The sequence below is a fragment of the Priestia veravalensis genome, from assembly GCF_001457055.1.
GTDB classification, from domain to species: Bacteria; Bacillota; Bacilli; order Bacillales; family Bacillaceae_H; genus Priestia; species Priestia flexa.
In genome coordinates, this window is record NZ_KQ758710.1 from 1 (window position 1) to 12,097 (window position 12,097).

Below are 12,097 nucleotides of genomic sequence, written 5' to 3' on the forward strand. Positions count from 1 at the left end.
TACGGAAAACGTAAGATTGACGTAGAACCAGTTTTTGGATATCTGAAGGCTAATTTGCGTTTCACTCGAATGTCCGTAAGAGGCAAAGAGAACGTGAAAAACGAATTAGGGTTTGCGTTCATGGCGGTGAATGTACGAAAGTACATCGCCTCCAGCGTAAAATGTGCATAGACCAATCAAACAGATCAACAAAAAAGGGTTCTCATCATCAAAATGCGATGATGAGAACCCTTTTTCATTATTTTTGGCTAGTTATGTCCCAGCCTCATTATTTTATTCAGGCTTATTATTTGCCTTTGAATCTGGTGTAAAAGATGCTTTATAGCCTTTATATTTTACTTCAGTGACCATTCCAGCAGAAGCATGATGTAAATCATGACAATGGAACATCCAGTTTCCAGGATTGTCAGCTTTAAATGCTACAACATATTCTTCACCTGGTTTAACATTAAGCGTATCTTTCATCAGTGGTGAACCTTCTATAGGCTTTCCGTTTTTACTTAGTACTTGAAAGAAATGTCCATGTAAATGCATTGGATGATCAGCTGATTTAGATGTGTTTTTCAACGTTACTTTAACTAAATCGCCCTCTTTTACATCTAATGGTTCAGTATTAGGATAGGTTCTATTGTTGATTGTATAAACCATGCTATTGTCTTTCATAGCTGTACCAAGATTCATTTTATAATCAACGTCAAATTTAGTATCAAGAGAGAATTCACTTTTTGTAGTTTTACCATATTTAGTGATATCTACATTTGGTAAAGACTCTTTTGGATTTAATTTATCATTTGCTTTCTTTGAGTTATCATAAACAATTTTAGCAACCATATTTTTAGCAGCATCCGTATCATCATGAGATTCAATATACGATGTTCCTGAGTTGTTAGCTTTAAATACTAAATCATATCGTTCACCTGGAGCGACTGTCACCGTTTGATCTTTTATAATAGCCGGGTCATTAATTGGTTGCCCATCTGTTGAGACAATTTTAAAGTCATATCCATGTACATGTATTTTATGAGAGATATATCCTGCATTTACTAAACGAAGTTTCACAGTGTCTCCCTCTGTAACTTTCAGGGTTTCCATATTTTTTGCACTTTTTCCATTAATGGTATAAAGATCATACATGCTCATGTCTTCTTCCATGTCCATGTTCATCCCATCCATGCTTTCAGTTGAGTCATCTGTATCTTTGGTATCTTTATCACTTGTCATGGAACCATGATCCATACCTTCCATACTGCTCTCACCAGATGAAATCCATTCATCTAATACAAGTGTGTAATCTTTATCCACTTTTTCTTCATCTTTTCCTTCTACAATCAACGTTCCGTATAAGCCTTTATCTATCTGGTTTACACTATCTTGATGAGAGTGGTACCAATATGTTCCCGGAACAGAAGCTGTAAATTCATAAGTGAATGTTTTGCCAGGCTGTACAGCATTCATAGTGACCCCTGGAATACCATCTTGACTGTTTGGTACAGGAAGCCCATGCCAGTGAATTGTAACAGGTTCAGATAATTCATTTTTTAAATTGACTTTAACTTTATCCCCCTGTTTAACTCGAATTTGGGATCCAGGTACAGAACCATCGTATGTCCAAACAGGTAATTTTGTTCCATTTCCAAAATCATGTGTAGCTTCTTTAGCTGTAAGAGTAAATTCTTTTCCTGTTTTCACTTTTGTAGTTTGAGTAGAGGGAAGGTTTTCTGTACTGTTTTCCTTTCCCTTACTTGCATTCATATTGGACATATCTTGATCTGACATATCCTCTTCATTCATTTTAGACATGTCATGCCCTTTCATACTTCCTTCACTGTTGGAGCAAGCAACCCCAACAATAGCGAGTAATACTAAAATTAAAGTAAGCCATAATTTTTTCACTACGGCACCTCCATAATAATTTGATGTATCTATAATTTAATTTATAATTGTGCAGAATGTTTGCAGATACTGTAAATAATTAATTTTTTAAGAAATTTGTCTAAAATTAATTTGGATTTATTATCCTATCTGCACACTTTCTTCACATATTTTTTCTAAAATTTGCTTAAGGCTAAGTTAAAGGACGTGAAAACATGAATAAAATTTCAATAAAACTTGGCTTACTGTTTTTAGCTTTCATTTTAGTCATTGAAGCAGGCCTATTTTTTTATCTATATAATGGACTGGCTAATACTAGAATTTCAGAAGAATTAGAGGGTTTACGTTTAAGAGGAAACAGTCATCGTGACGTCCTGGAAAAGCACCACGACCCAGCTACTCTAAGTCATGTTGCTCTAATGGAATCAGAAGCAGAGACAGATGTAATTATTGCGAATGAAAAAGGAGAAATTATACGTACCTCTGCTCCCCTACTCAAAGGGGCTAAAGAAGCTGTAGAGCAATGGAAGGGGTCTTCTTTGGCATATCAAGGAGAAATCATGCAAGGTGACTGGAAAAGTCAGCCCTATATCGCTACAGCTTCTCCAATCAAAGTAAATAAACAAAGCTATGGAACTGTCTATATGTTTAAGGATACAAAAGATATTCAAGAAATGATTGCGAGGCTTCAACATCATTTTTATGTAGTTGGAGCTATTTCAGTAGTGTTTTCAATTATCACTATTTTTGCGCTCTCTAAATTTATAACCATTCCTCTTATAAGGATGAAACAAGCAACTCAAAAACTTAGCCAAGGGGACTTTTCTGTAAGATTGGGCGCCCATTCAAGAGATGAATTGGGTCAATTAGGCACATCAATTCAAACCTTAGCTAACGAATTGCAACGCTTAAAGCAAGAGCGTAATGAGTTTTTAAGTAGTATATCCCATGAGCTACAAACGCCTCTCACGTACTTGAAAGGTTATGCTGATGTGGCTAAACGTCAATCGAATAGTGAAGATGAAAGAAATAAGTACCTTAACATAATCCAAGAGGAAGCCCAAAGGCTGTCTCAATTGCTCAAAGATTTATTTCAACTCGCACAACTTGATCAACATACGTTTTTAATTCAAAAACAAAAGATTGAACTCTACACTTACTTGAAAAATATAGTTGAGCACTTTGATTTAGCCTTAAAAGAAAAAGATATTAGGTTAGATTTCAATTGTCCAAAAGGAATTGAATTTAATATTGATCCTGAAAGGTTCCAACAAGTGGTTGTCAATTTATTAGACAATGCATTAAAGTATTCTGACGATGAAACAGAGATTTCATTGAGTGTAGAAAAGTTACCAAAAAGAGTTAATATTGTTTTTAAAGATCAAGGAATAGGAATTCCTTCAACTGACTTGCCTTATGTTTTTGATAAATTGTATAGAGTAGAGAAATCTAGATCAAGAAAAAGTGGGGGCCATGGACTAGGGTTATCTATTGTAAAAGAAATTGTAGAAGCACATGGTGGAAAAGTAACAATAGAAAGTAAATTAGGACAGGGAACAACCGTTAAAATTTCACTTCGAGAGGATGTTTAGAATGCCAACTATTTTATTAGTTGATGATGAAGTAAGAATGTTAGATTTACTTGAACTTTACCTTACTCCTAATGGATTTACATGCATTAAATTTGATTATGGAGTAGAAGCGTTAAGCTACTTGGATAAGGGAAACAAGGTAGATTTAATGCTTTTGGATATTATGATGCCTGAGAAAGATGGATGGGAAATATGCCAAGAAGTTAGAAATACTTCTAATATTCCAGTTGTAATGTTAACAGCACGTAATCAAACCGGAGATATTATAAAGGGGCTTAATACCGGAGCTGATGATTATATTGTCAAACCTTTTAGTGAAGGAGAATTAATCGCTCGTATTAGAGCTGTTTTACGTAGGTCTTCAACTGAAAAAGAAGAAATCACTTATAAAGGATTACTATGGAGTCGAGAATACCACTTTTTAAAATATGAAAATGAAGAAATACAGGTTACGCCAAAAGAGTTTAAATTAGTAGGCCTACTATTACAGCATCCAAATAGAGTATTTAATCGTGAAGATTTACTAACTTTAGTATGGGGATATGATGCTGAAATTGAGGGGCGTACAATTGATTCACATGTACGTAATGTAAGAGATAAACTGCGCAAGGCAGGCTTCCCAATAGATAATCACCTCCAAACGGTATGGGGCTTAGGATATAAGTGGGTGGATAAGAATTAACAAAGTTATACAGTCATTAACAAGAGAGATGCATCAATGGAAAACGAAATAGAGTACAATATTTCATTAGAAAAATTACATAAAATATTATGAAAGGTACTTTTGTAAATTATTATGGCTTTCACTGCTGCATGCTATAAAGTGAAAATTTCACTTTTATAAGTACGTGTGTTTCCTCTTAGATTAACAGAACAACCCTACTGTACTGGAGGATGTTCATGAAACATATTAAGGGAAGAAGGCCTATAGAGAAGCCTGAGCGATATACAAAGCGATCAATATTTGCTTTTATTATTATTTTTTCATCTCTTATAGCTGTATTAATTTTGAATCCAGTTTCAAAAAATTATGTATATACTCATACACTAAATCAATGGATACGAAATTCTCCTGGGGAATCCATGATGTATATCATAGGAACTGAAAATAAATATTTTAGACAAGTGCTTCCAAATGATAGTAAGCCGCCTAATACCTTATCAGTTATTATCGAACTGCTTACAGATATACAATCACAACGAACTGCCAGCCTCCTTCTAGATGAAATACCTGGATTTAAAACTTTTGACACAAAAATCATTGTTGCAGGAGAAGGAACGAATTACAGCAACCTCCCTATTGAATCTTCCCCACCAATGGATGTGTTGTTGAAAGAAATAGAATTATCAGAGGAAAATTTAAAAGAAATAGAAGAAACTGACCAAAATATCGAACATAAACACGAAGAGCCTTCAAAGACTACAGAAGGTAAGAAAGTAGCCTTCATTTATCACACACATAGCAGAGAATCCTTTTTACCTTACCTAAAAGGAGAAGATAATCCTGATAATGCTCATGACTCTAAAATGAATATTATGTTAGTGGGAAAAAAATTAGGGGAACAGTTAGAACAAAAAGGGATTGGAACTGAAGTAAATACTACCGATATAGTAAAAGAGTTAGAATCAAAAGGGTTAGATTATCGTAGCTCATATAAGATGACCAGAGAAATTTTACAAACATCTACTAATCAAAATAGAGATTTAACGTTCTTTTTTGATTTACATCGGGATTCTCAAAGAAGAGCAGTAACCACAAAAAAAATTCAAGGAAAAGATTATGCACGATTATTTTTTATTATTGGAACAGAGTACAATAATTATGAAAAGAACTTACAGTTTGCTAAGGGACTAAATACACGCTTAGAGCAGAAATATCCTGGTATATCAAGAGGTATATTTGAAAAAAATAAAAGTCAAGGAAATGGCGTATACAATCAAGACCTATCAACACATTCAATTATTATAGAAGTCGGTGGAGTTGATAATACACTAGAAGAAATGTACCGTACAACAGATGCTTTAGCAGAAGTAATCGCTGAATATTACTGGCAAGCAGAAGCTGTTTCAAATCAATAAGAAAAACAGTACTTATAAAGGTAAATTGAAGAATATCTCTGTAATCTTTTCTGCTTATTATAGAGCTATTCTTCAATTTTTTTTTAAAAAAAGGCATTTGCCCCTTCACATAGGATAGGGGGGTACCATATAATATAATATGAAAGGAGGAAATTAAATGGCTACATCAGAAGAAAGCAACAACTCAGAAAGTTGTTATTCTATAAATAGTGAACGAAAAAGTCATCATTCTCCAGAAGTAAAAAAAAACCTAGCAAGTCGGTTGAATCGTGTTGAAGGACAAATTCGTGGTATCAAAGGATTAATTGAGAAAGATACTTATTGTGATGATGTCATTACTCAAATCGCGGCCGTACAGTCTGCTTTAAATGGTGTAAGTAAAATATTACTTGAAGGACATCTTAAACACTGTATAGTAGAGCGTGTCCAAGAGGGTGACAAAGAAGTAGTAGATGAATTATTGACAACAATTAAAAGATTGATGAAATAAAAAAGGAGATGTTAAGAATGGAAAAAGTAACGTTATCAGTTAAAGGGATGTCTTGTGGTCATTGTGTGAAATCTGTTGAAGGTAGTGTTGGTGAACTTAATGGTGTCCAACACGTAGAAGTAAATTTAAGCGAAGCAAAGGTAACTGTAGAATTTGATCAAAACAAAGTATCTTTAGAGTCAATTAAAGAAGCGATTGATGACCAAGGTTATGAAGTAGCCTAAATTAAAATAGCGTGCGAATTTTTACGCACGCTTCCTTTAGGTATTGAATATACCTAGTAGGGGTATAATAGGAGGTTATAAAATGAACGAACAGCAAAAAGAAACCACTTTACAAATTAGCGGTATGACCTGCGCAGCTTGTGCAAATCGTATCGAAAAAGGATTAAAAAAAATTGAAGGTGTTCAAGACGCTAACGTAAATTTTGCGTTAGAAAGATCAACTATAATATACGATCCATCAAAAACAACTACTCAAGATTTTGAGCAAAAAATTCAAAAATTGGGCTATGACGTTGTAAATGAAAAAGATGAATTTAGTATTACAGGTATGACTTGTGCAGCTTGTGCAAACCGAATTGAAAAAGGATTAAATAAATTAGAGGGAGTCTCAAAAGCAACAGTTAACTTTGCACTAGAGACAGCTACTGTAGAATATACTCCCTCCCAGGTAAGTACAACAGATATGATTCAGCGAGTAGAGAAGCTTGGATATGGTGCTACATTAAAGTCAGAAGAAAAAGAAGAGGATTTGAATCATAGAGAAAAGGAAATTGCAAAGCAAAAAGGGAAGTTTTGGTTTTCACTTATTCTAAGTTTCCCTTTGTTATGGGCAATGGTTAGTCACTTTTCGTTTACTTCGTTTATTCCATTGCCAGCCATGTTAATGAACCCTTGGGTTCAATTAGCTCTAGCAACACCAGTGCAGTTTATTGTAGGTAAACAATTTTATGTAGGTGCTTTCAAAGCGCTTCGTAATAAAAGTGCCAATATGGATGTTCTCGTCGCCTTAGGAACGAGTGCAGCGTATTTCTATAGTTTATATGTTTCAATCAAATCAATAGGTTCAAACGCTCCAATGATTGAACTTTATTATGAAACAAGTGCCGTATTACTCACGCTTATTATATTAGGTAAGTTATTTGAAGCAAATGCTAAAGGTCGTTCTTCGGAGGCCATCAAAAAACTTATGGGTTTACAGGCAAAAACAGCGACCGTTTTACGAAATGGAGAAGAAGTTGAGATTCCAATTGAAGAAGTACAATCAGGAGATATTGTGTATGTAAAACCAGGTGAGAAGGTACCTGTAGATGGAGAAATTGTAGAAGGTCAATCAGCTTTAGACGAGTCCATGTTAACAGGAGAAAGTGTTCCAGTAGATAAAACTGTTGGAGATGCAGTTATTGGTGCAACAATCAATAAAAATGGATTTTTAAAAGTAAAAGCAACTAAAGTTGGAAGAGATACAGCTTTAGCGCAAATTATTAAAGTAGTGGAAGAAGCTCAGGGTTCTAAGGCACCTATTCAGCGATTGGCTGATCAAATATCAGGTATATTTGTTCCAATCGTAGTTGGTATTGCTATTGTTACCTTTTTAATTTGGTATATCTGGGTTCAACCAGGTGACTTTGCTTCAGCTCTAGAAAAATTAATTGCGGTATTAGTTATTGCTTGTCCGTGTGCACTAGGGTTAGCAACTCCAACTTCTATTATGGCAGGATCAGGTCGTGCTGCAGAGTTTGGTATCCTATTTAAAGGTGGAGAACATTTAGAAACTACCCATAGAATTAATACGATTATTTTAGATAAAACAGGTACAGTGACGAACGGTACTCCGGAATTAACTGACATATTTGTAGCAGACGGAATTAAAGAACAGGAATTTTTAGAGTTAGTAGGTTCAGCTGAAAGACAGTCTGAGCATCCTCTTGCTCAAGCTATTGTAGAAGGGATTAAAGCAAAAGGGACTGAATTAGCTAGTCCTTCAACATTTGAAGCTATTCCTGGTTTTGGAATTAAAGCTGTTGTAAATGGGAAAGAGTTATTAATTGGAACACGTAAATTAATGAACCAAAATAATATTCAAATTGAGAATGATTTAGAAAAAATGATTGAGTTAGAACGTGAAGGAAAAACAGCCATGTTGGTTGCTATCGACGGGCAATACGCAGGATTAATTGCTGTAGCTGATACTATTAAAGAAACTTCAAAAGAAGCTGTCACTCGATTAAAAGAGATGGGCTTAGAAGTCATTATGATTACGGGTGATAATAAGCAAACTGCTCAAGCAATTGCTCAACAAGTAGGTATTTCACATGTAATAGCAGAAGTATTGCCTGAAGGCAAGGCAGAAGAGGTAAAGAAACTCCAACAGCAAGGTAAGAAAGTAGCCATGGTAGGGGATGGCATTAATGATGCTCCTGCTTTAGCTTTAGCAGATATTGGTATGGCTATTGGTACAGGTACCGACGTAGCAATGGAGGCTGCTGATATTACATTAATGCGTGGAGATTTAAACAGCATTGCTGATGCAATTTTTATGAGTAAAAAGACAATCCAAAACATTAAACAAAATTTATTTTGGGCATTTGGTTATAACACACTCGGTATACCGATTGCTGCGATTGGTTTATTAGCTCCTTGGTTAGCAGGCGCAGCGATGGCTTTCAGTTCTGTTTCTGTCGTTCTTAATGCACTAAGATTGCAGAGAGTCAAATTATAAAGGAGTGTAGGTAATGAAAAAGTGGATTATTTCAGCTGTTTTATACCTTGTCATTGTTGTTGCAGTTTATGCTATTTGGTCCAGTTTTAATCAGCAACCAATGAATGAGCATCAACAACATCAATCGATTTCGGCTCCAATGCCAATTGAAAAACTTTATAGTGACAGGGTGTTGTAAGGATGAATATGCAAGAAGTACAAAGGCATATATTAATTTGTAATGGGAAAAGTTGCTGCAAAAATGGGGGCGAAGAAGTTGCGGAAGCGATTCGTGACCAAATAAAAAAAAGTGGTTATACTAAATTTATTCATACAACTAAGACGTTATGTAACGGTCAGTGTAAAAATGGCGCTATTACAATTTTGTATCCAGACGGTATCTGGTATAAAGAAATGGATGAAGAGTCTGGAAGGAAGCTTATTGAAGAAATAAAGGAAGAGCTTCCTTTAGAGCAAAAAATTTTATTATACTACGAAGAACAACACTTTATTGAGAAGAAAACAGAATAGTGAAAAGAGTTTAGCTTTTCCTTAGCTAAACTCTTTTTTATCCTTGGAAAAGAAAGAACTGTAGTTAAAATAGAAAATTTCAGTACCTTAATCAAATTATCTTCAAACTTTCTCCACAATTTCATGTTTTAAATAGAAGAAGGATTCTCAGCAAGCGATAAGGAGTGTAGTAATGAAAAATATTTTAATTGTTGAAGATGAGGAGTACATGTTAAATTTACTCAAAATACATCTTTCAGATGAATATAATATAACCGAAGCAAAAGATGGGCAAATTGCTCTAGATTATATAGAAAATCAAGTTTTTGACCTTGTGGTTCTAGATATTATGTTACCTCATGTAGATGGTTGGACAGTATGTGAAAGAATACTAAAAAAGGGAGATACCCCTATTATTATGTTAACAGCCAGAAGTGAACTTTATGATAAAGTGAAAGGACTAGAGCTGGGAGCAGATGATTATCTAATTAAACCATTCGAATTTGAAGAATTGAAGGCAAGGATAAAAGCTTTACTACGGAGATATGATCATATTCAAAAAAGAGACGAGAGTAATAATCAGATTAAATTTTTAAGTGGGCGTTTTCTAATAGACAATGAAAGTAGACAACTAACTGTTAACAACCAATTAGTGGAATTAACAGCTAAAGAGTTTTCTCTACTTGCTTTGCTTGCTTCCCAACCTCAAAGAGTATTTACCAGAGAGATTTTATTGGACAATATTTGGGAAATGTATGAATCACGCGATTTACGTACGGTAGATACACATGTTAAAAATGTTCGTATTAAACTTAAGAAAGTGGAAAAAGAAATGAACTTTATAAAAACTGTATGGGGAATAGGTTATAAATTAAATATTCAAGAGGACATACAATGAACTTTAAGAGTGTTATATGGAAACTTGGATTAACAATTATGATTTTATTTTTGATTGTATTGTTACCATTCGGGTTTTCTACGTACCGTATATTCTCAGGTGTATATTCTACTCAAGTACATGAGAATGTAAATGAGCTGTCATTAAATTTATCTAAAACCTCTGAGGCTCCTAACGAAAATCAAGCAACTTTTTACGAATATCTAAGTACTATTACAGAAAAAGATATTATATTAGTGGACAAAGATGGAAAAGTTTTATCAAATAACAACTTATCTGCGTTTAAAAAAGGAAAGAATATACCAAAAGAATTATACCTGCGCTTGAGAGAAAGCAAACATTTTGAAAGGGGCTATACTGACCCAAAAACCAAAGAATATTTCTTTACAGTAGGACGGCCTATCCTAGAAAATGGAAAGTTCGAGGGGGGGATATTAGTCTTTTCCTCAATTGATGCAATTCATCGCTCGCTTCATAACGTCAGAAACTGGATTTTAATTACGATAATTGGCTCTATCTTTTTAGCTCTAGGCTATACATTGTTTGTTTCAAAAAAACTTTCTAGTCCATTAATTAAAATGGAAAAAGCAACAAGGGCAATTGCCCGAGGGAACTTAGAGACAAAGGTTAATATTACATCTAAAGATGAAGTAGGATCTCTAGCACAGGCAATCAATGATCTTAGTATTGAACTTAATAATTATAGAAAGAATAGAAGTGAGTTCTTAGCAAATATCTCTCATGAACTGAGGACACCAACTTCTTACTTAAAGGGATATGCTCAACTTTTGAAAAGACATCAATACAAAAACAAAGAAGAGTTAGAATCTTACTCAAGTATTATTGAAAGTGAAGCAGAGCGTCTTGCCAAGCTAATTCAAGATTTATTTGAACTTTCTAAGATGGAGGAAGGGCGTTTAGAATTATATTTACAACACGTTGATTTGGAAGAAATCATCGAACAATCCATAAAGAAAGTAATGCTAAAAGCAAGAGAAAAGAATTTAGATCTTAGTTATAACATTCAGGATGAGCTACCGTTGATTTTTTCAGATGGATCACGTATAGAGCAAGTGTTATTTAACTTATTAGAAAACGCTGTGAACTATACAGAAAAAGGAAGTATTTATCTAAGTGCATGGCTAGAGAAAGATTATATTTGTGTATTGATTCAAGATACAGGTGTAGGAATACCCGAAGATGAACTTCCATTTATATTTGATCGCTTTCATCGAGTGGAGAAATCAAGGTCAAGAAAAATGGGAGGCACTGGATTAGGATTATCTATTGTGTCAGAAATTATAAAATTGTTACAAGGAAATATTGAGGTACAGAGTAAAAGTCAAAATGGTACTTCCTTCCTTGTGAGACTACCATTGGACTCTACAGAGGAGAAGAGCAATGATGAAATTTAACAGTTATATTGCTCCTATCATTTTCATTCTTGTGGGACTAACTTGCACGGGATATTCTATAGCTTCTGCTTCTAATTTTCACGTTCATTCTAATCCGTATATATGGCTTAAAGAATTTTATCCTCATGTAGCTTTATTGATAGTTATTATTATCTATCTCTTATATATAGTGTTATCAAAGAGAAAGAAACAATTGAAGAATAGGAATAAAGAAAAATAAAGAGGCTGGGACATAAGTAATTCAGCTAATGATAAACCTGAACGATTGAGAGTTTCTCACTTTTAATCGTTCAGGTTTTTTGTTGATTGTGAAAACAATGTTGGAAACAGGGTGGAATGGAGCGTAGGACACTCGACTCCTGCGGGAGATAGAGGAAAGGTTGAGACCCCGCAAGCGCAGCGGGGAGGCTCAGATTCCTCCTCGCGGAAAGCGAGTGTCCGTAGCGCAATGGAACGAACTTGTTGCTATAAATTAACTATTGTAGAAACGTTATGATTCGTCTTTGAGAAGGGAGCATTTCGTTATGTCCCAACCTTG

13 protein-coding genes are annotated in these 12,097 nt (G+C 34.5%); 12 read left to right on the forward strand and 1 reads right to left on the reverse strand.

Annotated elements, in window-relative coordinates; genetic code table 11:
• Positions 1–171, forward strand: a 171-nt coding sequence (locus tag AS180_RS21910; protein ID WP_139109239.1) for a transposase, incomplete at its 5' end; no start/stop codon positions are given.
• Positions 172–273: 102 nt separating this feature from the next.
• On the opposite strand, the gene AS180_RS19450 is transcribed toward AS180_RS21910, so the two are convergent.
• Positions 274–1,893 (reverse strand): multicopper oxidase family protein, encoded by a 1,620-nt coding sequence (locus tag AS180_RS19450; protein WP_062687350.1) that lies wholly within the window; start codon positions 1,891–1,893, stop codon positions 274–276.
• Positions 1,894–2,087: 194 nt separating this feature from the next.
• Here AS180_RS19450 and AS180_RS19455 point away from each other — a divergent pair, with 194 nt between their 5' ends.
• From AS180_RS19455 to AS180_RS22905, 11 genes are all read left to right on the forward strand, one after another.
• Entirely contained in the window at positions 2,088–3,464 is a 1,377-nt protein-coding gene (locus tag AS180_RS19455; protein ID WP_062687351.1) for a sensor histidine kinase, read from the forward strand.
• Position 3,465: 1 nt separating this feature from the next.
• Entirely contained in the window at positions 3,466–4,146 is a 681-nt protein-coding gene (locus AS180_RS19460) for a response regulator transcription factor (RefSeq protein WP_062687352.1), read from the forward strand.
• A 218-nt stretch (positions 4,147–4,364) separates the two neighbouring features.
• Positions 4,365–5,543, forward strand: coding sequence for a stage II sporulation protein P (gene spoIIP / locus AS180_RS19465; protein WP_062687353.1), 1,179 nt, complete (start codon positions 4,365–4,367; stop codon positions 5,541–5,543).
• Positions 5,544–5,700: 157 nt separating this feature from the next.
• On the forward strand, positions 5,701–6,033 hold the full coding sequence (locus AS180_RS19470; RefSeq protein WP_062687354.1) for a metal-sensitive transcriptional regulator: 333 nt from the start codon (positions 5,701–5,703) through the stop codon (positions 6,031–6,033).
• A gap of 17 nt (positions 6,034–6,050) precedes the next feature.
• Positions 6,051–6,257 (forward strand): copper chaperone CopZ, encoded by a 207-nt coding sequence (gene copZ, locus AS180_RS19475; protein ID WP_050689524.1) that lies wholly within the window; start codon positions 6,051–6,053, stop codon positions 6,255–6,257.
• An 82-nt stretch (positions 6,258–6,339) separates the two neighbouring features.
• Positions 6,340–8,757: a heavy metal translocating P-type ATPase gene (locus tag AS180_RS19480; protein ID WP_062687355.1), complete on the forward strand. Its 2,418-nt coding sequence runs from the start codon at positions 6,340–6,342 to the stop codon at positions 8,755–8,757.
• A 13-nt stretch (positions 8,758–8,770) separates the two neighbouring features.
• Positions 8,771–8,935 carry a hypothetical protein gene (locus AS180_RS22900; RefSeq protein ID WP_156413518.1) on the forward strand — a complete coding sequence of 55 codons (165 nt, stop codon included), beginning with the start codon at positions 8,771–8,773 and terminating at the stop codon, positions 8,933–8,935.
• A 2-nt stretch (positions 8,936–8,937) separates the two neighbouring features.
• On the forward strand, positions 8,938–9,267 hold the full coding sequence (locus AS180_RS19485; protein ID WP_062687356.1) for a (2Fe-2S) ferredoxin domain-containing protein: 330 nt from the start codon (positions 8,938–8,940) through the stop codon (positions 9,265–9,267).
• A gap of 172 nt (positions 9,268–9,439) precedes the next feature.
• On the forward strand, positions 9,440–10,144 hold the full coding sequence (locus AS180_RS19490; protein WP_062687357.1) for a response regulator transcription factor: 705 nt from the start codon (positions 9,440–9,442) through the stop codon (positions 10,142–10,144).
• Positions 10,141–11,559: a sensor histidine kinase gene (locus AS180_RS19495; protein ID WP_062687358.1), complete on the forward strand. Its 1,419-nt coding sequence runs from the start codon at positions 10,141–10,143 to the stop codon at positions 11,557–11,559. The genes AS180_RS19490 and AS180_RS19495 overlap by 4 nt, the downstream gene beginning before the upstream one ends.
• Positions 11,560–11,890: 331 nt before the next feature.
• Positions 11,891–12,055, forward strand: a complete 165-nt coding sequence (locus AS180_RS22905) for a hypothetical protein (protein ID WP_156413519.1) — start codon at positions 11,891–11,893, stop codon at positions 12,053–12,055.
• Positions 12,056–12,097 lie beyond the last annotated feature (42 nt).